The sequence below is a fragment of the Rhodococcus sp. IC4_135 genome, from assembly GCF_011602025.1.
Taxonomy (GTDB): domain Bacteria; phylum Actinomycetota; class Actinomycetes; order Mycobacteriales; family Mycobacteriaceae; genus Rhodococcus_F; species Rhodococcus_F baikonurensis.
Genome location: NZ_JAAOLG010000005.1, coordinates 205,890 through 231,712 on the forward strand (window position 1 = coordinate 205,890; position 25,823 = coordinate 231,712).

24 protein-coding genes, 1 tRNA gene and 1 pseudogene are annotated in these 25,823 nt (G+C 63.2%); 14 read left to right on the forward strand and 12 right to left on the reverse strand.

The window, feature by feature from the left end:
* Positions 1–7: 7 nt before the first annotated feature.
* The 4 genes from G8767_RS12910 to G8767_RS12925 all read right to left on the reverse strand — a co-directional run bounded on the left by G8767_RS12910 (position 8) and on the right by G8767_RS12925 (position 5,252).
* On the reverse strand, positions 8–1,174 hold the full coding sequence (locus G8767_RS12910) for a site-specific integrase (protein WP_166810379.1): 1,167 nt from the start codon (positions 1,172–1,174) through the stop codon (positions 8–10).
* 190 nt (positions 1,175–1,364) lie between these two features.
* Positions 1,365–2,603 carry a TniQ family protein gene (locus tag G8767_RS12915; protein ID WP_030537355.1) on the reverse strand — a complete coding sequence of 413 codons (1,239 nt, stop codon included), beginning with the start codon at positions 2,601–2,603 and terminating at the stop codon, positions 1,365–1,367.
* Positions 2,600–3,565 carry a TniB family NTP-binding protein gene (locus tag G8767_RS12920; RefSeq protein ID WP_225320204.1) on the reverse strand — a complete coding sequence of 322 codons (966 nt, stop codon included), beginning with the start codon at positions 3,563–3,565 and terminating at the stop codon, positions 2,600–2,602. The genes G8767_RS12915 and G8767_RS12920 overlap by 4 nt, the downstream gene beginning before the upstream one ends.
* A 4-nt stretch (positions 3,566–3,569) precedes the next feature.
* Positions 3,570–5,252: a Mu transposase C-terminal domain-containing protein gene (locus tag G8767_RS12925; protein WP_030537353.1), complete on the reverse strand. Its 1,683-nt coding sequence runs from the start codon at positions 5,250–5,252 to the stop codon at positions 3,570–3,572.
* Positions 5,253–5,355: 103 nt separating this feature from the next.
* Here G8767_RS12925 and G8767_RS12930 point away from each other — a divergent pair, with 103 nt between their 5' ends.
* Both G8767_RS12930 and G8767_RS12935 read left to right on the forward strand, forming a co-directional pair.
* A complete protein-coding gene (locus G8767_RS12930) occupies positions 5,356–5,916 on the forward strand; it encodes a recombinase family protein (protein ID WP_240952211.1) in 561 nt (186 codons plus the stop codon).
* A gap of 426 nt (positions 5,917–6,342) precedes the next feature.
* The gene (locus G8767_RS12935; protein ID WP_206029278.1) at positions 6,343–6,900 is read left to right on the forward strand and encodes a restriction endonuclease; all 558 of its coding nucleotides are present in this window, start codon (positions 6,343–6,345) and stop codon (positions 6,898–6,900) included.
* Between the two features lie 1,197 nt (positions 6,901–8,097).
* Here G8767_RS12935 and G8767_RS12940 read toward each other — a convergent pair.
* Entirely contained in the window at positions 8,098–8,292 is a 195-nt protein-coding gene (locus G8767_RS12940; protein WP_128636489.1) for a hypothetical protein, read from the reverse strand.
* 66 nt (positions 8,293–8,358) lie between these two features.
* Positions 8,359–8,493 carry a hypothetical protein gene (locus G8767_RS36305; protein WP_277346879.1) on the reverse strand — a complete coding sequence of 45 codons (135 nt, stop codon included), beginning with the start codon at positions 8,491–8,493 and terminating at the stop codon, positions 8,359–8,361.
* 68 nt (positions 8,494–8,561) lie between these two features.
* Here G8767_RS36305 and G8767_RS12945 point away from each other — a divergent pair, with 68 nt between their 5' ends.
* Positions 8,562–8,756 (forward strand): hypothetical protein, encoded by a 195-nt coding sequence (locus G8767_RS12945; protein ID WP_166810380.1) that lies wholly within the window; start codon positions 8,562–8,564, stop codon positions 8,754–8,756.
* A 418-nt stretch (positions 8,757–9,174) separates the two neighbouring features.
* The gene (locus G8767_RS12950) at positions 9,175–9,675 is read left to right on the forward strand and encodes a hypothetical protein (RefSeq protein ID WP_166810381.1); all 501 of its coding nucleotides are present in this window, start codon (positions 9,175–9,177) and stop codon (positions 9,673–9,675) included.
* A 171-nt stretch (positions 9,676–9,846) separates the two neighbouring features.
* On the opposite strand, the pseudogene G8767_RS12955 reads toward G8767_RS12950, so the two are convergent.
* Positions 9,847–10,116 (reverse strand): annotated as a pseudogene (locus tag G8767_RS12955) (DUF2637 domain-containing protein); the annotation flags it as partial.
* A gap of 426 nt (positions 10,117–10,542) precedes the next feature.
* On the opposite strand from G8767_RS12955, the gene G8767_RS12960 reads away from it, so the two are divergent.
* Positions 10,543–10,884 (forward strand): hypothetical protein, encoded by a 342-nt coding sequence (locus tag G8767_RS12960; protein WP_166810382.1) that lies wholly within the window; start codon positions 10,543–10,545, stop codon positions 10,882–10,884.
* A gap of 53 nt (positions 10,885–10,937) precedes the next feature.
* Here G8767_RS12960 and G8767_RS12965 read toward each other — a convergent pair.
* Positions 10,938–11,023 (reverse strand) — tRNA-Leu (locus G8767_RS12965).
* A gap of 254 nt (positions 11,024–11,277) precedes the next feature.
* Between G8767_RS12965 and G8767_RS12970 the strand changes: the two genes are divergently transcribed.
* From G8767_RS12970 to pknB, 7 genes are all read left to right on the forward strand, one after another.
* Positions 11,278–12,696 carry a DUF3662 and FHA domain-containing protein gene (locus G8767_RS12970; RefSeq protein ID WP_020905627.1) on the forward strand — a complete coding sequence of 473 codons (1,419 nt, stop codon included), beginning with the start codon at positions 11,278–11,280 and terminating at the stop codon, positions 12,694–12,696.
* 186 nt (positions 12,697–12,882) lie between these two features.
* Positions 12,883–13,347: an FHA domain-containing protein gene (locus tag G8767_RS12975; protein WP_003943418.1), complete on the forward strand. Its 465-nt coding sequence runs from the start codon at positions 12,883–12,885 to the stop codon at positions 13,345–13,347.
* Complete coding sequence (locus G8767_RS12980; protein ID WP_116057577.1) at positions 13,344–14,768, forward strand: PP2C family serine/threonine-protein phosphatase; 1,425 nt, start codon at positions 13,344–13,346, stop codon at positions 14,766–14,768. Before G8767_RS12975 ends, G8767_RS12980 begins: the two co-directional genes overlap by 4 nt.
* Complete coding sequence (locus G8767_RS12985) at positions 14,768–16,219, forward strand: FtsW/RodA/SpoVE family cell cycle protein (RefSeq protein ID WP_007735775.1); 1,452 nt, start codon at positions 14,768–14,770, stop codon at positions 16,217–16,219. The genes G8767_RS12980 and G8767_RS12985 overlap by 1 nt, the downstream gene beginning before the upstream one ends.
* Positions 16,216–17,682: a penicillin-binding protein 2 gene (locus tag G8767_RS12990; RefSeq protein ID WP_007735774.1), complete on the forward strand. Its 1,467-nt coding sequence runs from the start codon at positions 16,216–16,218 to the stop codon at positions 17,680–17,682. Before G8767_RS12985 ends, G8767_RS12990 begins: the two co-directional genes overlap by 4 nt.
* Before the next feature lie 3 nt (positions 17,683–17,685).
* Positions 17,686–19,044, forward strand: a complete 1,359-nt coding sequence (locus G8767_RS12995) for a protein kinase (protein ID WP_166810383.1) — start codon at positions 17,686–17,688, stop codon at positions 19,042–19,044.
* Positions 19,041–20,966 (forward strand): Stk1 family PASTA domain-containing Ser/Thr kinase, encoded by a 1,926-nt coding sequence (gene pknB, locus G8767_RS13000; protein WP_166810384.1) that lies wholly within the window; start codon positions 19,041–19,043, stop codon positions 20,964–20,966. The genes G8767_RS12995 and pknB overlap by 4 nt, the downstream gene beginning before the upstream one ends.
* A gap of 57 nt (positions 20,967–21,023) precedes the next feature.
* Here pknB and G8767_RS13005 read toward each other — a convergent pair whose 3' ends face one another.
* Complete coding sequence (locus tag G8767_RS13005; RefSeq protein WP_003942537.1) at positions 21,024–21,689, reverse strand: aminodeoxychorismate/anthranilate synthase component II; 666 nt, start codon at positions 21,687–21,689, stop codon at positions 21,024–21,026.
* Positions 21,690–21,711: 22 nt separating this feature from the next.
* Positions 21,712–22,353 carry a DUF881 domain-containing protein gene (locus tag G8767_RS13010; RefSeq protein WP_230091228.1) on the reverse strand — a complete coding sequence of 214 codons (642 nt, stop codon included), beginning with the start codon at positions 22,351–22,353 and terminating at the stop codon, positions 21,712–21,714.
* A gap of 174 nt (positions 22,354–22,527) precedes the next feature.
* Between G8767_RS13010 and crgA the strand changes: the two genes are divergently transcribed.
* Together crgA and G8767_RS13020 are read left to right on the forward strand one after the other, a co-directional pair.
* A complete protein-coding gene (gene crgA, locus G8767_RS13015) occupies positions 22,528–22,791 on the forward strand; it encodes a cell division protein CrgA (RefSeq protein WP_003942576.1) in 264 nt (87 codons plus the stop codon).
* A 107-nt stretch (positions 22,792–22,898) separates the two neighbouring features.
* A complete protein-coding gene (locus tag G8767_RS13020; RefSeq protein WP_166810385.1) occupies positions 22,899–23,390 on the forward strand; it encodes a PH domain-containing protein in 492 nt (163 codons plus the stop codon).
* A gap of 7 nt (positions 23,391–23,397) precedes the next feature.
* On the opposite strand, the gene G8767_RS13025 is transcribed toward G8767_RS13020, so the two are convergent.
* Together G8767_RS13025 and G8767_RS13030 are read right to left on the reverse strand one after the other, a co-directional pair.
* On the reverse strand, positions 23,398–24,246 hold the full coding sequence (locus G8767_RS13025; RefSeq protein WP_166810386.1) for a TauD/TfdA family dioxygenase: 849 nt from the start codon (positions 24,244–24,246) through the stop codon (positions 23,398–23,400).
* 109 nt (positions 24,247–24,355) lie between these two features.
* Positions 24,356–25,723, reverse strand: coding sequence for an FAD-linked oxidase C-terminal domain-containing protein (locus G8767_RS13030; protein ID WP_240952218.1), 1,368 nt, complete (start codon positions 25,721–25,723; stop codon positions 24,356–24,358).
* Between the last annotated feature and the right edge of the window lie 100 nt (positions 25,724–25,823).

The following is a 25,823-nucleotide window of genomic DNA, read 5'->3' on the forward strand; positions in this document are numbered from 1 at the left end:
CGCCCGGTCATAGACCGAGTTCGGTGACCGCGTTGCCGACCAGAGGGGCGTGCTCGCGGGCATATGTTTCGACCATTGCGGGTGTGGTGTGCCCGGTCTGGCGCATGATCGCATGTGCATCGGCACCGTTGCGAAACGCTTGCGTGACGAATCCTGCACGCAGCGAGTGCCCGCCGAGTTGGGCGACGGTGTCGGGATCGTATCCAGCTCGAGTAGCTCGTCGACGGATCGCCGCATGCACCGCAGCTCCGGACAGGGCTGAGTCGGAAAGGTTGCCGTTCTTGCGAACAGATCGAAACAGTGACGATCGTCTGTCGGCCGTAGGTAGAGTTTCCCGGCAGACATGAGAGTCGAAGTCTGTTGCGCGAGAGAGCAGTCGGATGACGGCGACTCTGCCGCCGGTGTCGAACGCAGCGACGACCTGCAGCCAACGTACCCACGCGCAGACCGGGCAGGATTCGTGGCGGCCGGTGAACGGTAGGGCTTTGACTGCCCCGACGCCGTCCTGATCGGTCTTCGACGCCCGAATCCGTACGTGCGCGCCATCGAGACGGTCGCGGCGGACATCGCGGCATTCGAGCGCCACGAGTTCACTGCGACGAAACGCGCCGGTGAAACCCATCAACAGCAGCGCAGTGTCGCGGCGCTCGAGCACCTCAGACGCCCACCCGACAGCACTGCGGCGCGCGTGGTCGACGATCGTGGTGATGTCGGAGGTCAGCAGCGGCGCCCGCGGGTTGCGGGGCCGCTCCCCCGCCGACGCATAGTCCCGACGAACACCTGCCAGAGTCGCTTTCACCATTTCGTGTCCGCACGGGTTGTCGCAGCCAGCGCTGCGGTGGCGGTCGGCGATCGCTGCAATCCATTTGCCGAATGTCGACGGCGCATACGCCCGCGTGCCGTCGACGGTGAGTGTGTCGGCCGCGGCGACGAGGTATGACGCCACCGTCGCGGGGTGCGCCGGTAGCGGGATCTGTCCGGTGGTGGTGCACCAGGTTTCGAAGCGTCGCCACGCCGAGCTGTAAGCCCGGCGAGTACCCACCGAGCGCGACGCGGCCATCGACCGCTCGATCCGAGCCGCAACGTCGGGCGAGAGGTCAGGAAACACTGCGGCACCACCCGGAGGGGTGGGCGAAACAGTGATCGAGGCACCTGCGAGCTGCCGTTCTGTCATGGGAGGACTGTATCGGGCATCTCCGACACATTTCTGGATCCGAGACCACGCTCACCTGGCGATTTACGAAAGATGGTGCGGGAAGGAAAATTCTCGTCGGTCACCGCACAAATAACGTGGGTGACTACAGGCAGCGATCGATTTCCGCGTAGAAACCAAGGTAGAGATGCGTGTGGTGATCACGCGCGCTTCAGTCCCAGTCCAGTCGAATACCGAGCTCGACGAAGGCATAGGCCAGCTCATCGACGTCACCTTCGGTCCGGCACCCCGTTCGAGCGAATCCGAACAAAGATCGGGCGGCATCGCTGTCGACGCGGGCGGCGACGACCGCCGCATCGATCGCCGCCACCACACCGTCCCAGGCGCTGCGGACCGGTACCGCACTACGAGACCTCGTCGGAGCGGTCCCCGGATCGACCGGCTCGTACCGTCGCGGCCGCAGCAGGCAGGCATCAGCTCCGCTCGCGGCTATCTCATCGTTCTCGACCGCGATGATCGCGGTCGCCGCTGCGAGAAGGACTTTTGCTTGCTCGTCCCACCTCAGGTCCTCGAACGGAACCCACGATGTCCGCAGCGGGCGAGGATGCCCTGTCGATTTCCAGATCGCGCTCAGTGGCTTCGCCCACCATCCGGTGCGGACCAGCGGTGTAGACACTTCGTCGACGACGGTGCGCAGCAGCCTGAACCACACCGCTGCATGAACACGGCCTCCGCCGAGCTCGACCGACCCGCTCGTCAACGCGGCAATGGAGCGTCTGTCGATTTCCGCGACGGCCGCCGCGACCGGTATCGGTGCTGCGTGTTCGTCCGAACCTGCTGGTGTCCTGTCCCAGAAGACCAGGCTGCCGGGTACGACAGCGCAGAATTCGAGCCCACAGTGATGCTTCGTGCAGCTGGACAGCATCGGGTATTGCTGAGCCATCATGACCGCGATATCGGCGTCTGTGTCGAGGTCGTCGATACAGAGAGGGCATGCCCGCGTCGTCAACGTGCTCACCCAGGGAAGCCATGTGCCGGCGGGCGGTGCGCGTCGACGTCGATCGGCCATTGCCAGACCCGGTGGCAATAGAACCGAGAACTGGTGGACGTAGGTGTCGAAGTCGCATTCGGCGGGGTCGGTGCTGTCGAGCAGCCAGGGCGTGCAGCCCGCCAACGTCATCTCCCGCAGCCGTTCCGCCGTACAGGAGCTTCTCTGGGCAAGCGCGGATAGCACCGGCTCAGGTGTGTGCCGGTCCAGGTCCACGCCCGAGGTGTCGACGCTGAGCCCGTCGAGAAGGTCCGCTGTATTGAACAACGAATACAGTTCGCTGGTCCGGGCCAGCCACGACATCAGAGTCTCACCAGGTAGTGGTTTCGGGTGCAGTGGCCACCGCGGATGCGCACTGTGGCCGAGCGCTGTGCGTGCTGCGGGGGCATCGGCTGGTGTCATGCCAGGTGCCGTTCGAATTGGCGGCGGCGTTCGGTGGGCCCGGAGTAGGCGGTCTGCGTCAACACCTGTGAGGTGATCGATTCCTCTCCGGCTTCGAGTGCGGTCACTGCGGCCGCGGTCAACAGCATGGCCAGTTCGCCGATAGTTCCTTCGCAACGGGTGAGGAGGTAATCGGTCATCTCCGCCGATGTCAGGTGCGAGGGCACACGCAACGGAAAGCTGGCGGTGAAGCTCGCCAGCAGGGAGCGGGTGTCGGTGTCGTTGGTCCAGATCGGCAGCGTCATGGGGTGAAAACGGTTCTCCAACTGTGCATCACTGCGGATCGCGAGGTACGCCTCTCGGGTACCGACTCCGACGAGAGGGATCCGCAGTTCGTTGCCCATAAACCGCAACAGGTTCAGGAATTCTCGGCGCACGTTGTCGCGGCCGGCGAGGACGTTGTGGAGCTCGTCGATGATCAGCATCCGAACCCCGGTCGCTCGCAGCAGCGTGATCGCTTGCTGTTCGAGTTCGTGGACTCGGCTCCGTGGCCGGATCGGCGTTCCAAGGGCAGCAAGCATCGCCAGGTAGAACCGTGCGGGTGCCGGGTCCGGAGGCATCTGCATACACAACACCGGTATCTGCTCGCGATCGGACAAGCTGACAGTGGGGTGTGCACGGCGGAACTTCTCAACGATCATCGACTTGCCGTTGTTCGTCGGTCCGATCAGAAGCATGTTCGGCATTCGTTGTCGATCCGGCCACCCCAGCAGCGTCTCGAGGTGCTCGATGACCGACTGTGCACGCGGATACCCGATCCACCGTTCGGCCCGAATGTGTTTGATGCGTTGTGCAGCAGGCAGAATCGCGATCGATCTGACCGAAATTCGCAGGTGGGTGAGGTCCGCGCGATCGACGTCGATGTCGTCGTCGCTACGGTCGTCATCGTCGCCTTCGGGAGCGCTGCGGGCGTCGCTGTTCATCGATTCACCATTCTTCGATGTCGTCGAAGATCGGAACCGACACGTCGTCGGTGCCTGGATCATGCTCGGGCGGGCTCTGCGTGTTCGGTGGTGTGGCGATGCTGCTCAGGTGGGCACGGCGAGTGCGATTACGTCGGGCTCGTTTGGTGTCCCTCTGCGCGGACGTGGCTATCTGACGCATCTGCTCGATCATCGCGAACAGAGCGTGTTCGTCGATGCTCGCTCGGCCGTGTTCTCGAAGGCGCGTGACCGCTGCGCGGTGTTCCCACGATGTCACCGCCGGATGCGACATAGTCCGGTACGGCACCTCGACATACCCGCCGCCGCTGTCGGGGTCCAGGACCCACACCCTGCTCAGATCTCGTGGATCACGCCGGATCACGAACTGCCCCAACTTCTCTCGCCTGGCGATCCACGGTTTCAAAGCATTGGAGAAGTACTGGATGTGGTCGATGACGAACCCTGTCCGGGTCAGGCGGCGCCGCATGACCGGAAGGAAGTCCACCAGGAATGCGGTCTCGTCCACCACTGTCGACGTCGGCAGAGCAGGGTCGGCGTCGATGCTGCTGGCCCACTGCGCAGCCGGGCTCCGGCTCAGGCCGGCGTGCACGTCCGCGTGATACGCCGCGATCGCCAGGATCAGCCAGCGTTCCAATTCTTGTAAGGCCAGTGCTGCTGTGCCCTCCGAGTCGTAGCTGCCCCGCTGCGTTGGGTTCGAGAACGTGGTGCCGGGGAGTTCGTGGACCTGGGTCATGACGGTGCCGATGATGCGTTCGACGATCCCGCCGTAATGCGGCCGGCCGGGTGGTCGGTAGCCGAGGTCGATGCCGTGCTGCTCGCAACCACGCTGGAGCGCTTCGCTTTTGAACTCGGCGGCGTTGTCGACGTACAAGCGGTGCGGCTTTCCGCCCATCGGCCACCGCACATCCGCGCCAAGGCCCAAAGCGTCGATCCGTACGCTCTTGTCCGAGCACACCCTGCCCAGACACAACCCGACCGACACTGCGGACGGCGGATCGAGTGTGACGACGAACCCTGGCACACAGCGGCTGAAGACATCGATGGCAATCGTGAGATACGGACGTCCGATCGGTGCCCGGTCGTATTCGTCGACGATCATCAGATCGACCACGGTGTGATCGATCTGGACTTGTTGCAGAACGGCCGTCACCGGCGGCGGGACGTCGCCAGCGGATTGCCGCGATCGGGCCGCGTCCGGTCCGCCACGTGAGCGTGCGACGCGGCCCGGGTGCATTGCTGCGATCCGCGCGTTGACTGTGTTGCGGGCTGGGATCGGGAGTCCGGCGCGGCGGCAGGCGAGCGCGATACGACGATGCAGCGCAGCGACACTGAGCTTCTGGCGAGCCAGAAAGTCACGGTTGATGTGCTCGGCGATTACCACTTCCACCTCGGTCGGCACGCGGGAGCGTCCGCGCCCGCCTGACGGTGCGGAGACCAACAGATCGGTGACCGCCCCTCCCCCATTCCGGAGCCTGGACAGCAGCACGTACACACGCCGCGGCGAGACCCCCAACTGCTGCGCTGCATCCTCGACCACTGCGGTACCAATCGAGGATCGATCCGCTAGTTCGCTGAGCACTGCAAACCGCGTCCGTGCCTGCTCCCACTGCTCGGCCGACGCGGTCAGCACACCGGTCTCGGCGACGTCGAACTTGTCCGCGTCCATCGCAGCCTCCGAACGCCCAGCCTGGGTGACCGATTGTGCAGTGCACTTCTGCACTCAGAATGTCAGAAGACGACTGCAATCGGAGGTGAAACCCCAGGAAAGCATGACGCGCACTCCTGAAACTGACATGGGTTATGCGAGGGTCTCGACTACCGCTCAGAGCGTCAATCCGCAGAGCGACGCTCTGAGCGCTGCCGGCTGTTTCAAGGTCTGGACCGAGACCGCGTCGGGTGCAACCACCACCCGGCCGCAACTGACGGACCTCCTGTCGCATCTTCGCGACGGAGACCCCCTGGTCGTCTGGCGCCTCGACAGGTTGGGGGGCTCACTCCCCCACCTGCTGCAAACCGTCGAAGATCTCGCTGCCCGCGGAGTCGGCTTCAAATCATTGACCGAAGCGATCGACACCACCACCTCCGGCGGCAAACTAATCTTCTCCATCTTCGGCGCACTCGCAGAATTCGAACGCAACCTGATCCGAGAACGCACCCAAGTCAGCCTCGCCGCCGCACGAGCCCGCGGCCGCACCGGCGGCCGGCCCCCGAAGATGACATCGACGAAACTCGCACAGGCACAACGGATGCGGGAGAACGGAATGCATCTCACCGACATCGCCGAAATCATCGGCGTCGGACGAACCACTCTGTACCGACACCTCAAGTAGATACGCGCACTTTCAGCCGGACGGTTCGACGGACTGAAACATCAAAGGCTTTGTCCCCCAGCGGCGTTGGGAACCTGGTCCTCGCCCTCGCGGGGGCATGATTGCGATTTTTTCGTTCGTTGTCGTAGCTGGCGGGTCGGTGCGGCCCTTAGCAGTGAAATGACCACATCAGGTCGGGCATTCAATGCCTCCGCAGCGTTTGTGATCGCTGCTCTTCTCTGCCTTCTGGCGTACAAAATGATTAGGCGTGGTCACCGTTGAGGAATACTGGCCGGCCCTCGGCACCCAGCAGGCTCCATGGAATACATCGATTTTGGAGCGGTGGCACAGTTAGCTCGATTGCTCGGTGGCGAACTTGGGTTGTTGTCGCTCAGATGTCGGAGTCGCGGTGTATAAGTGGATTTCACTTATCAGGAGGCGCTTGTCGTGACTTCGCTCTCTCATCAACAAGCTGAATTGGCGATGGCTTCGGCCATGCGAAAGATGGGGTTCAATGACGCACGAGCACATCCCGGAGGACCGGATGGTGGTATCGACGTGCTGTCGTCACGAGCGATAGCTCAAGTGAAGATGCACAGGTCCCAGGTTGGCCGGCCAGACCTTCAGCGTCTATATGGTGCACGAGGCCGTGACCTGCGAAGGTCGATGCTTTTCTTCTCTTTGAGTGGGTACTCGTCCCATGCTGTGAAATATGCAGCGGACGTCGAGATTGCGCTTTTCACCTTTGATTCGAAAGGCGCTGTTCAGCCGTACAATTCGGCGGCCCGGTCGATATCGAAAGGGGCTAAAGGTCTCGGTTCGCCCAGCCTTATTGTCGACGAGCACCTTGCATGGTTCCTCAAGGGCATCGTGCTCATAACCCCGACTTCACTCTTCCTGTTGTTCGATCTTTCTGTGCCGGTGCTGGATACCATTTTCGCTTTGGCAGGGGCTCTCGGGGTCCTGTTCATCGTGGCCGCTATCGGCGGGTTCATGAAGAAATGAAGCTAGTGGTTAGCGCTGGCCCTGACTTGCAAGGCCGAGAACTCTGACACTGGAGAAGACGACTGCACGATCAGCGGCAATAACTGGGTCCCGTGGGATGCCGCTAATCGGTAGTTCGGCCTAGAGAGGCTCGCCACAGCTCCCGCAGGTGTCCTCGCCAGCTTCGTATATGGCCCCGCAGCAGTATGTGGAACTTGCGCCCACCTCGGAGCACCCCGGGCACAACTCACACTCCTCGTCCCAGTCCGCCTCGTCCTCGACAACCTGCTCACACGACGTACATACGAGCTCCACCAGAACCTCCTAGAGTCGGAACGCGGAAACTTTACCGAGAGGTCACCCGTCAAAAGAGCTGGCTATGTCGGGGGCGCGGCCAAGATGATGCCGGAGAAAAATCGCCACATCTCGTTACCGAATCGTATCCTGTCTCAGAAACCTGTCTCACCTTCTGTAGTGCCCGCTGGAGCACGGGAGATTCTGAGACAGTCATCCGTGATCACGACTTTCAGGTCCTCGATTTGCAGAGGTACGCTCATAGCGGCCATTCGATGCGAGCGGCGTGGGAAGAAGTTGCGAGTGGCGCCAAGAATGATCGCCCGTTTGATACTCGATCTACTGCCGCATTTCGTCCTCATACTCGCACCAATGGTCGCCATCGTGTCCGGTATCCAGACGGCAAAATACCCCTCCCATCTTTTTCCGGCCGTACGGGAAGTACAGAGCGTTGCACCACTTATCCGAATCGGCCATGAGTTTCCCTCGTTTCCGAACCTGTGCCGGTAAGCACCGTCAGCGTCCCAAAGCCTAGCCTTGGGCTTTCGCTATGAGTGGGCGTGCCAAATCGTTTCGTGAAATCCTATGGAGCAATGGCCTGCTTGACTCATCGTTGTGATGGAAACGCAGATCCCTGAGGATCCAACAGACCTCGATGCGGCGTTGAAGCTCGTCAGTCAGGCTGTACCCGAACCGATCCGAGAACACTGGGCCGACATCGACGGCGTTCGTTATCCCCCGAATCAGACATATCAGCTGATCAGCAACCTCCCACGATCGAGCTTCACCTCTCATACCGCCCCGGCGCGTCTCCGTAAAATCGGTTTCACCACTAGTATCTACAAGGCCAAGAACGGTGTGCAGCGGCTCGAAACAGGCGGTAACCTCACCGTCGCACTGTGTGACTACACGCATCTGTCGGCATCATTCGCTACTCTGCTGGAGTTCCTCACTACGAACGAGCTCACCAAGCACCTGTCCTCCGCTGAGTCGGTGTTCGATGGTTCGGACATGACCGGGTTTGCTGACGCCGTCGAACATTTTCACTTCAGCGAGGATCTTCTCGACGCAGCCCTGGCCATTCGTCAGCATGTAGGTCGGCTCAACGACGTCATTCATGCCACAGTCATTGCGCGGCGCCTTCCCCTGATCCTCGAACCTGGTGAGACCGTCACTGTCAGGCCATCACTCGGCGCCGGCAACGACCCCAGCAGGCCGTTTGATGTCGAGACCGATCGGCGTATCGCCGAGTTCAAGGTTTCGCAGTGCAAGAGTGCCGACACCATGCGCAAGCGAGGCGTCTTTGCTGATCTGGTTCATCTGGCGCTGGACCCTACGAAGCGGCGTGCGCAGCTGTTCGTCGTCGGGGCGCTTCGAAGAAATTCTTGGTGGCCTCACGATCAACCGCCGAGTGGGCCTTGGGCCGCACCTCTCCCCATACTCGACGCCGGTTCGAAGAGAAGTTCGGACCTGCCGGACAGTTCACCGTCGCCGACTTCACCACCGGACCGGCTGCACATATCGAGATCATCGACATCGCGACCTTGGTGCCGTCTCTTGGCCTGGCAGATGAACTGCTCTAGGCCAGGTCGGTCCACTTCCTGATAGCTTGCGGCCGGGACCACAGGATGCCGTTGCCACGATCGTCGAAGAGGTCTGTTCCTTACGGTGCAGCACGAGGTTGATGCACCGGTAACGGCCTGGGCCTGAGAACTGATCGGGTCGCCACGTGTGACCGATCTGCACGGTTCGCTGCAGGTCAGGACTTCGGCTTTCGCTTCGGTCTGGTCAGTGTGGCGACCTGATGCTCGTCGCGGTGTTGATGGTAGGTCGGAGTCTGACAAATTGCGCAGTGCTTGTGGTGGTCGAATCTCTCCAGGCCGCAGTAACGCCGACAACACGCACGTTCAGAAATCTGGACGAACCGGTCCGCAAGATAAAAGATCGAACAAAGTTCGATACTTCGTCGATACTTCTTATATAGCTTGATACTGTTGCGTCATGCCCAGCACAGAGAACACAGTCACCGTATTCACCGGCAAGAGCTTCGATACGATCATCCGAGAAGGCGGATCTCAGTCGTGGAAACTCGACGCCGCCCGCGCAAAGAAGTGCGAGTATTTGGTGTGCACTCAAAACGCTCATAATCCAGAGCCCTACGCAGATGGCGCCGAACCGCACGGCAGCGCATTTCTAGTTGGCCGAATCTCCCGCATCAGTCCAGCCACTGGCGCTGAAGACGGGCGATGGAAGATCGAGTTCAGTGAGTATGCCCGCATCAGTCAGCCAGCCGTATGGACCGGTGACCGAAATCCGGTCCGCTACACCACTCTCGATGATCTCGAAATCAATCTGGACGCCGCGAACTTCGTGAAATTTGAAGACAGCACTGCGACACCGCCGCTTAATGCCGGCGGTCTCACGATCCGGCAGGCGAAGGCTGGACTCGCACAAACCTATGACGTCGATGTCGATTCCATCGAGATCGTAATCCGCGGATAGTTAGCGGCAGAGTGATTCTGTGGGTTTCAGCGTGCGTTTTGTCCATCACCGGACCGGATGACTCTCCCAGGATATCGAAAAGCTTTGCAAGAAAACGGGTTTGAAGCATTCTGCGTTGTACGCGAACATCGAACTTGCTCGGACGGAACGGGAGTCGAAGACCTGAACGACGAGAATGCTGATCACGACAACGCTGACGGCGAGTGCGATGTAGAAGCCTCTGTCGCGTTTGTTCATGTTGAGCTTGCTGATGATGACGATGGCGATCGTGGCGCCGAGGATGGCGCTGTCGACAATCGCCGGGAAGATCCAGGTCAGATGTTCGGGGATCAGTGCTTGCCGTGCGAGGTCGCGTTATACGGCGAAGGAAAGTACGAATGCGCCGGTGGTGATGCCGAGTGCAATGACGATCGCGAATGCGAGTGCCAGTGCCGCGAGCAAAGCGCCTAGCTGAATACGAGCTGCCCGGAGGCTAAAAGTCGGTCATGATCAGGTTTTTCCTTCCAGAGGTCCCGGTCTGGAGCCTCGCCGGGTTGCCTCCCGGTGGGGCTCCATTAGCTTTCGCGTATGTCCGCATCTACGGATATACGTAAATACGAAGGGTCAGCGTCGAGCGAGAACGTCACGTTTCACCCGGTTACTGAGAGTTTCGTCGGCCAACCGACGTTCAACCAAGACGACAAGAATCTCCTGGGCAGTCACCCGGGCAACTCCCAAGTCTCTGGCTGTTGGGAACGACGAAGCACTTCGTGCCGAACCACCCCGCAATGGCGGGAATGTCCGTTATCTTCCTCGATAGTGGTTGCAATCTCCTGGCTGCTTGGCATCCCGCGCACGGATGCTGTCACCACGAAAGGGAGCACATCTGTGAATGGACTCGAAACGCCCACTCGTTTGTCCCGGACCACCGCCGCCCTCGGTGTTGGCGCGCTCGCTGCCGCGATCACCTTCGGCAGTGCAGTTGGTACTGCATCGGCCGACACTCCGGTCGCCGACTTCGGCAGTCTCTCGTTCTCGGTGACCAACGGTCCCGACAACACCATCTACGACATCAACGCCGTCATCAATCTCCCACCCGGGACACTGCCGCCAGGGATGATGAACCCTCAGATCACTGCGCCCGCCGCGGCCCCTCAAACAGTCAACGACTCGTTTGCAGGCACCGCATTGGACTTCGTTCTGAGCTTCATTCAGGCTGCGGCCAGATAGCCGACAACAAAAAACGAGGCCACCAACTCTTATGAGTTCGTGGCCTCGTCTTGTGGTGGGCGAAGGGGGACTTGAACCCCCACGTCCCGAAGGACACTGGCACCTGAAGCCAGCGCGTCTGCCATTCCGCCACTCGCCCGAGCAACGCCGAAACATTATCACGACAAACTTTGAAAGTTCTATTCGTGCAGTTCAGGGCACGAATCGATGAACACCGAGCACCCGAAAGCCCAGAACCGATACCATGCTGAAACAGCGGCCAGGTACTGCCGAAGCGACATTTGACAGTACCGTGGAACCTGTACAGCAGTTTGGACGACACGCGACAAGGCGGTGCCGGCGCTACTTGCCGAGCATTTTGCCGTCGTAGATGCGAGGCGAGAGGAGGGCCCGATGGGCATCGTGCAGCGTTTCGAACGAAAGCTCCAAGGAGCTGTCGGCGACGCATTCGCGCGGGTCTTCGGTGGTGGTGTTGTGCCGCAGGAAGTAGAGGCGGCGCTCCAGCAGGAGGCACGTGACCGCGTCGAGCACCTCGGCGGCGGAATCCTTCTCGCCCCCAACAACTACGTGATCACCATCAACAACTCCGATCACGAAGAGTTGGCAGCTGATCGCGAACTCACGACCAAAGCTTTCAGCCGACACCTGCAGGATTTCATCCGCGATCAGGGTTGGCAGACGTACGGCGACATCTCGGTCACTTTCGAGCCTTCGCCTACGCTCCACACCGGTCAGTTCCGCACCCGCGGGACCGTCGACCCGGATGGTGACGCCGAGCAGGCATCGCCGCCGTCGCATGTTCCGCAGGTTTCGTCGCGGCCTCCACAACGGCCGCCTCAGCGACCCGCACCGATTGTTCCCCCTGTTTCCAATCCAGTCCCGTCACAACCAGGAGCCGGCCCCATGACGCAGAACTCAGGCTACGAACCAAGCCGCGAACCGGCGGGTCGCCAGCCCGAACCGCAGCAGCCGGCACGGAACGGGTACTCCCACGACGACGGCGGTTACGCCGCTCCGCAGGGCCAGGAAGCCCCGTACCAGAACGGTTACGACCGCGGCGACGGTTACCGCACAGGCGACGACCAGCAGGGCTACAACCAGCAGCAGGGCGGCTACGACCAGCAGGCGTACCCCAACCAGCAGCAGCCGTACGAGCAGGCCGGTTACGACCAGCAGGGTTATGACCAGCAGGGCGGCGGCTACGACCAGCAGGGCTACCAGCAGCAGCCGTACGACCAGCAGGGCTACGGCCAGCAGGCGTACCAGGGTGGGTACGACCAGCAGGGCTACCAGCAGGGCGGCTACGACCAGCAGGGTTACCAGCAGCCGTACAACGGCCAGTCCTACGATCAGCCGGGCTACGACCAGCAGAGCTACCAGCAGGGCGGCTACGACCAGCAGGCGTACACACAGCAGCCGTACGAGCAGGCCGGCTACGAGCAGGGTGGCAACTTCGAGCAGACGCAGGCCTACCCGCAGCAGGGCTATGCCCAGCCGCAGGGCGGTTACGCACCGACGGCCCAGAGCCTGACGGCAACCCTGCAGCTCGAGGACGGCAGCGGACGCCACTTCCAGCTTCGCGACGGCAGCAATGTCATCGGCCGCGGCCAGGAAGCTCAGTTCCGCCTCCCGGACACGGGCGTCTCACGTCGCCACATCGACATCCGTTGGGACGGCCGCACCGCGATGCTGTCCGATTTGGGATCCACGAACGGCACCACCGTCAACGGAGCACCGGTCCAGGACTGGCAGCTGGCAGACGGTGACATCATTCGTGCAGGTCACTCGGAGATTCTGGTTCGCATTCTCTGAGCTGAGAAACGGACGCCAGGATTTTTCCGATAACAATCGAACATTCGGCGGTCCGTCGGCGCGCCGCCGTCACGCGGCTGTCAGTATCGTGATCTTCGGGGCCCAGAGCCCCCTATGATGCTGCCAGTCGACAATGCTCGAACCCCGCTGCGGCGGGGCTCGAGCCATAGAAGGAGGTGGACAGCCGTGCAGGGCCTGATTCTGCAACTCACACGGGCGGGCTTCCTGCTCCTACTGTGGCTGTTCGTCTGGGCAGTCCTCCGCACTCTCCGCTCCGACATCTATGCCGGCTCCGGGGTCAGGGTTCCGCCGCGGTACACCCGCGCCGGAAAGGTCCTGCCCTCGCTGGGCAAGGCGAAGGTGCCTCGGTACCTGGTGGTCACGCAGGGCGCCCTCGCCGGCACCCGCATCACCCTGGGTTCTCAGCCGGTCATGATCGGCCGCGCCGACGATTCGACGCTCGTTCTCACCGACGATTACGCGTCGACGCGCCATGCGCGGCTCTCGCAGCGCGGAGCTGACTGGTACGTCGAGGATCTCGGTTCGACCAATGGCACCTATCTGGACCGCGCCAAGGTCACGACTGCAGTACGCGTCCCGCTGGGCACTCCGGTTCGCGTCGGCAAGACGGTAATCGAGCTACGCCCGTGACCCTTGTTCTCCGCTACGCGGCGCGCAGCGACCGCGGTCTCGTGCGCTCCAACAACGAAGATTCCGTGTACGCCGGTGCACGCCTGCTGGCCTTGGCCGACGGTATGGGCGGGCACGCGGCCGGTGAGGTCGCGTCGCAGTTGATGATTGCCGCTCTGGCGCATCTCGACGACGACGAGCCCGGCGAGGATCTGCTCGGAAAGCTCGAGGCAGCCACCCGCGAGGGCAACGATTCCATCGCCGATCACGTCGAGGAAGAACCCGAACTCGACGGCATGGGCACCACGCTCACCGCGATCCTCTTCTCCGGCAGCAAGCTCGGTCTCGTGCACATCGGCGACTCGCGCGCCTACCTGCTGCGCGACGACCACCTGACGCAGATCACCCGCGACGACACGTTCGTGCAGTCGTTGGTCGACGAGGGCCGGATCACCGCCGAACAGGCACACACGCACCCGCAGCGATCCCTGATCATGCGGGCGTTGACCGGCAACGAGATCGAGCCGACGCTCACCGTGCGCGAAGCCCGCGCCGGTGATCGCTACTTGCTGTGCTCCGACGGCCTCTCCGACGTGGTCAGCGACGAGACCATCGAGAACACGATGCGCGAGGGCTCGCAGGAGCAGTGCGCCGACCGTCTCATCGAATTGGCTCTGCGCAGCGGCGGTCCCGACAACGTCACCGTCGTCGTCGCCGATGTCATCGACCTCGACTACGGCCAGTCGCATCCCATCGTCGCGGGCGCCGCGTCGACGGAAGAGGAAGAGGACTCCCCTCCCCCCAACACCGCAGCCGGCCGCGCCGCTGCCATGCGTCCGCCGCGCGCGACGCCCAAGCGAGTTGTCTCACAACCCGAACCGGAACCGAAGAAGAAGCGGAACCGGTTATGGTGGGTGGTCCTCGCCGTGGTGCTGATCGCACTGGTCGGCGTCGGCGCCGTGATCGGCCGCGCCGTCATCCGCAACAACTACTACGTCGGCGAAGACAACGGCCGCGTGACGGTGCTGCGCGGAATCCCCGGTTCGGTGCTCGGCTACTCGCTGCAAGACGCGGATCTGGTGGGTTGCGTCGGCGACGACGACGTCCTGACCCTCGTCTCCCCCGACGCGATTCCCAGCAACTGCAACATCCTCGAAGTGACGGATCTGCAGCCGTCGGCGCAGGAACAGGTGCGCGCCGGGCTGCCGTCCGGCAAGCGTGAAGATGCGCAGAGCCAGATGATCCGTCTCATCGGCGGCGATCTGCTGCCTCGTTGTGAGCCGGTTCCGACGACGACGGCCACGCCCACTCCCCCGCCGGCACCGGAGACCACGCCGCCCCCCGCACCGCCCGGGGAGCCTGCTGCGCCGACGACGGCGGCACCCACGACTACGCCTACGCCGACCGAAGTTCCCGGTCAGACTTGCAGGACGGTCAACTGATGTCGTCCAACGCAGCTGCGGGGACGGCTTTTCCGAGTCCGCCCGGAGGTTTTGCCCCGGCGCCGGTCCAGTCGACCCGTCGAAACATGGAGCTACTGCTCCTGGGCTTTGCCGTCATCATCACGACGGTCTCGCTTCTGCTCGTCGAGGCGAGCCAGGAACAGAAGATCACTCTCGATCTGGCCAAGTACGCGCTCGCGTACACGGGCTTGTTCCTGATCGCGCACTTGGCAATTCGGCGGTATGCGCCGTACGCCGATCCGCTGCTGCTGCCGATCGTCGCCCTGCTCAACGGCCTGGGGTTGGTGCTCATCCACCGACTCGACCTCGCCGACGAACAGACAGCGCTCTACAACGGCGTCGAGGCACCGTCTCCGGATGCTAACCAGCAGGTCATGTGGACTGCACTGGCGATCACCGGTTTCGTGCTGCTGCTCGTGTTCTTGAAGGACTACCGCCTGATGGCGCGGTTCAGCTACACGCTCGGCCTCGCAGGTCTGGTGTTCTTGGCGATTCCTGCGATCCTGCCGGCGAAGTTCTCGAGCGTGAACGGCGCGAAGATCTGGATTCGCCTGCCCGGATTCAGCATTCAGCCAGGTGAGTTCGCGAAGATCCTGCTCATCATCTTCTTCGCGTCGGTACTCGTCGCCAAGCGCGACCTGTTCACCTCGGCCGGCAAACACTTCCTGGGCATGGACTTTCCGCGTGCCCGCGACCTGGGCCCGATCCTGCTCGCCTGGATCGTCTCGGTGGGTGTGCTCGTCTTCGAAACCGACCTCGGCACGTCGTTGCTGCTCTTCAGCACCGTGCTGGTGATGCTCTACATCGCGACCGAACGTGTGGGCTGGCTGGTGATCGGCGGCGGACTGCTCGCCATCGGATTCTTCTTCGCCTACAAGATGTTCGGCCACGTACGCGTGCGCGTCGACACCTGGCTGGACCCGCTCGGCGACTACGCCAACACCGGTTATCAGATCTCGCAATCGCTGTTCGGCCTGGCCACCGGCGGTATCGCCGGAACAGGTCTGGGCAGCGGCCGCCCCAACCAGGTGCCGTTCGCGAAGACGGACTTCATCATCGCGACCATCGGCGAAGAGCTCGGCCTGATCGGCCTGGCCGCTGTGCTGATGCTGTTCCTGCTTCTCATCGTGCGCGGCCTGCGTACGGCGTTGGCGGTGCGCGACAGCTTCGGCAAACTGCTCGCCGCCGGTCTGTCGTTCACCATTGCGATCCAGATCTTTGTCGTCGTCGGCGGCGTCACCAAGCTGATCCCGCTGACGGGTCTGACAACACCGTTCATGTCGTACGGCGGCTCGTCGCTGCTCGCGAATTATCTACTGCTGGCCATCCTCGTCCGGATCTCGGACGCGGCTCGTGCGCCGGTAGTGACGAAGAAGAAAGGTCCGCCCCCAATCGCTGACGCCAACACCGAGATGATGCCGCGCGTATGAACACTCCACTGCGCCGCGTCGCGATGGCCGTCATGGTGATGGTCGTCGCGCTCCTCGCCAACGCCACGTACGTACAGGTCATCAAGGCTGACGACCTGCGAGCCGACCCGCGCAACTCGCGGGTGCTGCTCGACGAGTACTCACGCCAGCGAGGTCAGATCTCGGCTTCCGGTCAGGTGCTTGCCGCCTCCCGCGCCACCGACGACCGGTACAAGTATCTGCGCGAGTATCCGAATCCGTACCCGTACGCACCGGTCACGGGCTTCTACTCGATGCAGTACGGCAGCGCCGGCCTCGAGCGCACCGAGGATCCGATTCTGAACGGCTCGGACAACCGGTTGTTCAGTCAGCGCTTCTTCGACCTGGTGTCCGGACGCGATCCGCGCGGCGGCAACGTCGTCACGACGCTCAATCCGGCGATGCAGCAGGTGGCGTACGACCAGCTGACCAGCAAGGGTTACACCGGCTCCGTCGTCGCGATCGAGCCGAGCACCGGACGCATCCTGACGATGGTCAGCACCCCGAGCTACGACCCGAACCTGCTTGCCAGCCACGACGGCGCCGAAACCACCAAGGCGTGGGACGAGCTCAATGCCGATCCCAACGATCCGTTGGTCAACCGCGCGATCTCGCAGACCTACCCGCCCGGCTCGACGTTCAAGGTGCTCACCACTGCCGCAGCTCTTGGCAACGGTGCGACCCCGGACGACCAGCTGACCGCGGCTCCGCAGATCACGCTGCCCGGCACCAGCACGACCCTCGAGAATTACAACGGCAGCACCTGCGGCCCCAACCCGACGGCGTCGTTGCGCGACGCGTTTGCGCGCTCGTGCAACACGGCTTTCGTCGAACTGGGCATCAAGGACGGCGCCGACGCCATCAAGGACGAAGCCAGCGCCTTCGGCATCGGACCCAACACTCCCGCGATCCCGCTGCCCGTTGCGGACAGCACCGTCGGCGACATCTCCGACGACGCGGCTCTCGGTCAGACCAGCATCGGCCAGCGCGACGTCGCAGTGACCCCGCTGGAGAATGCAGTGATCGCCGCGACCGTCGCCAACGGCGGTGTGCGCATGCAGCCCAACCTGATCTCCCAGCTGCAGGCACCGGATCTGACCGATCTCAGTACGCCGTCACCGGTGTCGATGGGTCAGGCCATCTCGCCGGCAGTGGCCGCAACGCTGACCGATCTGATGATCGGCTCGGAGAACTTCACCGGCGGCGACGGCAAGATCCCCGGGGTTCAGATCGCGTCCAAGACCGGTACCGCCGAGCACGGCGTGAACCCGCGGGAAACCCCGCCGCACGCCTGGTACATCGCTTTTGCACCGGCGCAGAATCCGACGGTCGCCGTGGCCGTCATCGTCGAGAACGGTGGTGACCGCGGACTTGCCGCTACCGGTGGCTCGGTTGCTGCGCCGATCGGTCGTGCAGTCATCGCAGCCGGAATCCAAGGGGGCTGAACCGTGGCGTTGAACAACGGCGCTTTGATCGCCGATCGTTACCGATTGATCCGTCTCATCGCCACCGGTGGGATGGGTCAGGTGTGGGAAGCCACCGACTCCCGCCTCAACCGTCGCGTCGCCGTCAAGGTACTCAAGTCCGAGTTCTCTTCCGATCCGGAGTTCTTGGAGCGCTTCCGCTTCGAGGCCCGCACCACCGCGCAGCTCAACCACCCCGGTATCGCCGGAATCTACGACTACGGCGAGACCCGCGACAGCTCGGGCGATTCCACGGCGTACCTGGTGATGGAACTCGTCAATGGTGAACCGCTCAACGCCGTCCTGGCACGCGTCGGCCGCCTGGCGGTTCCGCATGCCCTCGACATGCTCGAGCAGACCGGCCGCGCTCTGAAGGTCGCACACGACGCCGGTGTCGTGCACCGCGACGTGAAGCCGGGCAACATCCTCATCACGCCGACGGGCCAGGTGAAGATCACGGACTTCGGCATCGCCAAGGCCGTCGAGAACTCGCCCGTCACGCGTACGGGAATGGTGATGGGCACCGCCCAGTACATCGCGCCCGAGCAGGCCCTCGGTCAGGACGCGACCGCGGCGAGTGACGTGTACTCGCTGGGAATCGTCGGATACGAAGCACTTTCGGGTCGACGCCCGTTCACCGGTGACGGAGCGCTGACCGTCGCGATGAAGCACGTGCAGGAAACCCCGGCACCGATGCCGGCCGACCTGCCGCCGAACATCCGCGAGCTCATCGACATCACGTTGACCAAGGATCCGGCCGGCCGCTACGCCAGTGGCGGTGAGTTCGCCGACGCCGTTGCAGCCGTTCGGGCAGGCAGGCGTCCACCGCCTCCTGGCGTACTCGCCACCGGTGCCGCGAGCGCGATGCCGGCCACGGGTGCCACGCAGGTCATGCCGCCGACGTACGCGGGCCCGGTGACGGGCGCAACTGCAGCGGACGACGCGGCAGCCGGCGGAATGACCAGTGGGCAGAAGGCCGTGGCATGGGCCGGCGGCGGATTGATCTTGTTGGCGTTGATCATCGGCGGAGTCTGGATCGCGACCGACGGTCCGAGCGACCCGACGCCGCCCGTCGTCACGTCCACGACGTTGCCGACCACCACGACGACCAAGCCCACCACGACGACAACTCGGCCGACGACGACGACCACCGAGCCGACAACAACGACGACTCGGCCGACGACAACCACGACCGAGCCGACAACCACCACGACAACGCCGACCACGACAACAACAACTCCGACGACCACAACCACCACCACGACGACAACGACGACCACAACGACCACTGAGCCGTTGGCGGATCCCGGAGACGCTGAAGAACCGCTAGGACAAGACCAATGACGACACCCCGCAATCTCTCCTCCCGCTACGAGCTGGGTGAGATTCTCGGCTTCGGCGGAATGTCCGAGGTTCACCTGGCGCGCGACCTCCGACTCAGCCGCGACGTCGCGATCAAGGTGCTGCGTGCAGACCTCGCGCGCGACCCCACGTTCTACTTGCGGTTCCGTCGTGAGGCGCAGAACGCTGCCGCGCTGAACCATCCGGCGATCGTGGCCGTCTACGACACCGGTGAAGCCGAGACCGACGCCGGGCCGCTGCCGTACATCGTCATGGAGTACGTCGACGGCGACACGTTGCGTGACATCGTGCGCAGCACCGGGCCGATGGCTCCGCGCAAGGCGATGGAAGTGATCGCGGACGTCTGTGCCGCTTTGGACTTCAGCCACCGCAACGGCATCGTGCACCGCGACGTCAAGCCCGCCAACATCATGATCAACCGTGCCGGCGCCGTGAAGGTGATGGACTTCGGTATCGCCCGTGCCATTTCCGACGCGTCGAGCCCGATGACGCAGACGGCCGCCGTGATCGGCACCGCTCAGTACCTGTCGCCGGAGCAGGCGCGAGGTGAGCAGGTGGACGCGCGTTCGGACGTGTACTCGCTCGGTTGTGTGCTGTTCGAGATTCTGACGGGCGAGCCGCCCTTCAAGGGTGATTCACCGGTCGCCGTGGCGTACCAGCACGTTCGTGAAGATCCGCAGACGCCGTCGGAGATCAATCCCGATATTCCGCGCGAGCTGGATTCGATCATTCTCAAGGCGATGAGCAAGAACCCGGCCAACCGCTACCAGAGCGCCGGCGACATGCGCAGCGACTTGGTACGCGTTCTGGGCGGTCAGCGTCCGAGTGCGCCGATGGTGATGAACGACGAGGATCGCACCACCATCCTCGGCGCCGTCGGCTCCGACACCGGGAACTACCGCACTGCGCCTGATCCGGTCGAGCCGGTTCCTGCGCGGACTACTCGCGCCGCCGAGCCGCCTGCCAAGAAGAAGGGCGGACGCTACGCCCTGATGGGCATCGCGGCGCTTCTGGTGATCGGTCTGGTGACGTTCTTCCTCATTCGGGTGAACTCGCCGAAGGTCGAGATGGTGACCGTTCCGGGTGACCTGACCAACCAGCCCGCCGACGTCGCCGAGGCGACGCTGACCAACGCCGGATTCCAGGTGGAGCGTCAGCAGAAGACGGACAAGGTGATCGCTGCCGGAAACGTCATCACGACGCGTCCGGTTGCCGGGGTGCGCATCGAGAAGGGCAGCACCGTCACCATCGACGTGTCCACCGGACCCGAGCAGGTCGCGATCCCGCGCCTGACCGGGCTGAGCCAGGACGACGCCGAGAAGAAGCTCAACTCCGTCGGTCTCCGACTTGATCCGACCATCGGCAAGGCGGCATCGACCGTCGCCGAGGTCGACAAGATCGTCAATCAGGATCCTGCCGTCGGCGTATCGGTGGTTCTCGATTCCGCGGTCTCGATCACCGTCGGCACCGGACCGGAGCAGGTTCGTGTCCCGGATGTCACCGGTCAGCGTGAAGAGGTGGCGAGGCCCAACATCGAAGGTGCCGGGTTCGTCGTCCAGATCACGGAGATCGATTCGGGACTGCCGAAGGGACAGGTCGTTTCGACCGACCCGACCGGTGGCACGTCGGCCACCAAGGGTTCGACCGTGACGCTGCGAGTATCCAACGGCAACCAGGTCGCGATGCCTGATCTGACCAACAAGACGGTGTCCGAGGCGTTGACCACGCTTCGCGCAGCCGGTTGGGCGGGAACTGCATCGCAGCTGGTGCAGAACCAGAGCACGACGCTCACCCCGGAGATGGTGGGCAAGATCGTCTCGCAGACGCAGCCTCCGGGATCGGAGATCTCCAAGGACGCGGTGATCACCGTCAGCGTCGGAGCGCTCGGAATCCCCGGCCGCTAGCAAACTGAAAAAGTGCCTCCCGGAGATTTCCGGGAGGCACTTTTTTGTGGACAGATGTCAGAGAATTGCGGGCAATGCGCCGCCGAGCGCCGACGCGACCTCGGCCTCGAGGGCTGCGACGAGTCCTTCTGGAGGCGCCTCACCGCAGACTGCGAGCCAGTTCGCGAGCATCCGGTGCCCACCCTGGGTGAGTACGGACTCGGGGTGGAATTGGACGCCGTGAATCGGCAGTTCGCGGTGACGCATCGCCATCACGACGCCGCTCTCGGTGTGTGCAGTCACCTCGAGTTCCTCGGGAATGGTGTCCTCGAGAACCGTCAGCGAGTGGTATCGGGTAGCGGTGAACGGATCGGGTAGCCCGGCCAGGACGCCGACGTCCTTGTGGTGAACCAGACTCGTCTTGCCGTGGAGCAGTTCGGGAGCGCGGTCGACGGTTCCGCCGAAAGCCGCACCGATCGCCTGGTGTCCGAGGCAGACGCCGAGCAGCGGGGTCTTGGTGTCGGCGCAGACCTTCACCAGATCCATCGTCGCTCCCGCACGCTGCGGGGTTCCGGGGCCAGGGCTCAAGAGAATGCCGTCGAACTGAGCTACTGCACCCTCGAGGTCGGCCGTCAGTTGTGGATCGTCGTTGCGCCAGACCACGGCTTCGGTTCCGAGCTGGCCGAGGTACTGCACCAGGTTGAACACAAAGCTGTCGTAGTTGTCGACGACGAGAATCCTCATGAGAGCAGGGTAAACGCCCGTGCTATCCGCCGGTATAGGCGGGGACCGTGATCTGCGACGGCGTCGCCTGCGTGTACCCGAGGCCGAAGCGGGTCGCGTACTGCTTGTAGATCCGAATGCCCGGTTCGGCAGCGAGTGCCGCCTCGAGGCGCGCAACATCGCCGATCGCGCTCATCACGTACGGCGGACTGTAGGTACGGCCGTGAAGAAGGAGGGTGTTTCCGATGCACCGTGGCGCCGACGTACTGATGATCCGTTGGTCCTGCATGCCCACCGCTTCGGCCCCACCGGCCCACAGTGCGTTCAGGACGCTCTGGACGTCCTGCTGATGCACGACGAGGTCGTCCGGGGTGGCGTCGACCGGATACTTGCCGTCGGCGTTGCGCGGGGCGTCCGTCATGGTGACCACGACACCGGGGCCGGTCATCTCCGTCAGTCCTGCGTCGGCAGAGATGTTCTTGATGTCACCGAGAGCCGCTGCCACGCCGGCGTCGGACCGAGCGGCGTCTTCCTGCAGCGAATCGAGCTGAGCGGCAAGTTCGTCCCGGTCGGCCGAAACTTTCTCGGCATTGGCCTGGGCGCTGCGGACCAGATCGGAGAGCCTGGTGCTTTCGGTGACCTGGAGCTGATTTTCCTCGGCGGATCTCTGCGCCGTGGCGACCATCAGACCGGCTACCAGGCAGACGGCAAGTACACCGATGTGCCAGACGGTTCGTGAAGATTCACCCGAAGACACGTGGCTCCTCCCGGATTGTGCAGGTCGGCCGGTGACCAACTGGACACAGCTACGTTAGCGTGTAGGTAACACATGCAGGTCACACCGTAGAGCGAGGACGTCATGCCCAAGTCGAAGGTCCGTAAGAAGAACGACTACACAGTCAACCCGGCAAACCGCACTCCGGTGAAGGTGAAGATGGGTCCGTCGAGCACGTTGTACGTCTCGGTGATGCTCGGATTCATGCTTGTCGGCCTGGCGTGGCTGATTGTGTACTACTTGGCCGCGGATTCGATCACGTGGATGAACGACTTGGGAAACTATAACTTCCTCGTCGGCTTCGGCTTCATGGTTGTGGGCCTTGTGATGACCATGAGATGGCGCTGACCAGCGAGTATCTGATTCGACCCGGATCGTGACCGTCATTCAATTACATGGGTGTCATTCATCCCCATTGTGGATAACTCCTGTGGACAACCTAGGAAGTTATCCACATGCTCGAGGATGAATTTCATCCACAGCCTCGTGACAACGCCACGGAGGTCGTCTCGTGGGCCACTCCGATGGGTGTTGTCTACGCGATGTTCGGCGGCGGAATTGCCCTCGCGATCGCCTCGATAATCGCGCCCACCGAGCCTGCCGGACGCTTCCTGCTCGCCCTCGCGGTGATCGGGCTGTTCGTGATGGGCGGACTCGCCCTGCGTCAGCGTCCCCGCCTGGCAGTGATCGAAGACGCGGGAATCAAGTCGATCGCGGTGCAGCGATTGCGCGCCCGCCACGAGTTCACCCGCGAACAGATCGACCGCGTGCGGCTTGTCCGCTACCCGCGTCTGGGCCGACGCGTCCCGATGCTCGAGATCGACATCGTCGACCGGCCCACCGACACGGAGAAGCTGTTGATCTTCGGACGCTGGGATCTCGGCACGTCGCCGGAGGATGTCTTGGACGTGCTCGCCGTCCAAGGTTTGGTGCCGCCGGAGAAGTAGGCGCGGGCTACATGGCCAGTGCCGCGAGGTCCGGCTGCACGATGTCGAGCGCTTGCTGCGGCACCGCGACGGCGTCGCTCGACCATCCCCAGATCGAGTACAGCTCGCGGCCGGGGTCGGTATACCCATCGCGGCCGTGCAGCACCCGGTAATTGTCGATGCAGATCATCTCGCCGGCTTCGGCACGGAACATCGGCCCGCTGTCTCGCACGTGAATCACGGCCTCACTCCACTGCTTCACCAGCGGCCACTGCGCTTCCTCCGATTCACCGGCGATCGGCGCGAGGTACGGGTGGTACCGAACTTGGTTGCGTCCACTCGGCACAGTCCGGGCAATCGGCGCGAAGGTGTTCTGTGGGAAGTTCGGTTCCGAATGGTCGATGTCTGTGCTCCAACAGAATTCGGCCAGTTCCGCCGTTGCGGGATCGAAGGCGAGCAATCGCGTCAGCTTGACCGCATCGATGAGAAACGAGTCGCCGCCACTCGGGTACGCCGGACGCTTGCACCACAGAAATAGATAGTCGGGCGCGTAATCACCGAAAGCAAACCCGTCGTTGTGGGCGGTCATCCGCTCGCCGGAGATACCGAACGAGCGCTTGCGGCCGCGTTCGTCCACCGGTTGCGTGTCGACGACAGCGGCTTCGGCGTCCTGACTTTTGGCGCTAGCCTCGAACTGGCGGCCGACGCGAATGCACTTCTCACCGAGCAACTTCGACGCGAATGCAACGGCATCTTCCTCGGTGTGCAGCCCACCGAAGACCGCGGCGCCGTCGAGAGCGATTGCCGCCCGGACGGCCTCGACCGTGTCCACGCGTCGCGGAACAACACTTGCCAGCGTCAAATCGGAAGAGAACATTCATGACTCCATACGTCGAGTTGGCCAAACGGTTCAACTCGAGCGTAGGAACTCGTCATTTCGACGGCGTAACTCCGGAAACCGATTCGGTTACGGAGCCAGCCTTCCTTCAGATCACCTTGCCGGGGTTCATGATTCCGTGCGGGTCGAGTGCGCCCTTGATTGCATGATGCATCGCGACGACGGCCGGTGACAATTCTTGCGCGAGGCCGCCCATCTTCAGCAGGCCGACGCCGTGTTCACCGGTGACGGTTCCGCCCAACTCGAGGGCGTTGTCGATGATCTCGGCAAAAGCGGCCTGAGCGCGCCTCCGCGCCGCTTCGTCGTCGTGTGGCGTGATCAGCAGCGGATGCAGGTTGCCGTCACCCGCATGCGCGATGTTCGCGATGTGCGTGTCGTGCCTGGCCGAGATGGCCTCGATGCGCGCCAACATCTCCGGAACCGCCCCCTTGGGAACACAGATGTCCTCGGTGAGCACCGGGCCGAGCCGCTCGAGGGCGGGGTACGCCAGACGCCGGGCGGAGAACAGGGCGTCGGCTTCCTCCTGATCGGTGGACCTGGCGCTCCAGGTTGCCCCGGAACGGTTGAAACAGGCCAACATTCGCTCGGCTTCGGCGTCACCGATCTCGCCCGGTGTGTCGATGCGGCCGAGCAGGACAACCTCGGCATCGGCCGAGAGGCCCATGTTCTTCCAGGCGTCGACGGCAAGCAGGCACTGTCGATCGATCAACTCGAGGGCAGACGGCGTGAGACCGTCCGCAGCTACGGCTTCGACGGCCTTGCCCGCAGCGACGATGGAGTCGAAGTATCCGACGATGGTGCGTTCGGGATCGCGCTGAGGACGAAGCTTGACGGTCACCTCGGTGATCACGCCGAGAGTGCCTTCGGAGCCGACCATGAGCGCCGAGAGATCAAATCCTGCCACTCCCTTGGCAGTTCGACGCCCGAGCCGAACCAGCTCACCGGTTCCGGTGACCACCTGCATGCCCAGCACATAATCCTTGGTGACGCCGTACTTGACGCAGCACAGGCCACCGGCATTGGTCGCGACGTTGCCTCCGATCGTCGACCAGGGCGCGCTGGCTGGATCGGGCGGATACCAGAGGCCGTGCTCGGCGCAGGCGTCGCGGAGGTGATCATTGACCACTCCGGGTTCGACCACGGCCAAACGCTCGAGGGTGTTGATCTCCTTGATGGCGTTCATCGCGTCGAAGGCGATCACGACGCCGCCGGCGACCGCGTTGGCTCCGCCCGACAGACCGGTGCCGGCGCCGCGCGTGACGACGGGCGCACCGTGGGCGATGCACGCCTGCACAACTGTCTGTACCTGCTCGGCTGTGCGCGGACGGACCACCGCTACGGGCATCTCGTAGGGAGCCCACTCGGCGTCGTCGTGGATGTAGCTCGCCATGATGTCGGGGTCGGTGATCAGTCGATCCGCATCGATCTGCGAGCCGAGCGCCTCGAGGAGTGTCATGCCTCCACGATAGTGACGGCGGCTACACCACCCCATGTAGATTTACTCCGAGAAACCGGAAACCGTATGGGCATTCTCTCCATACTCGCCGTTCGTCTGA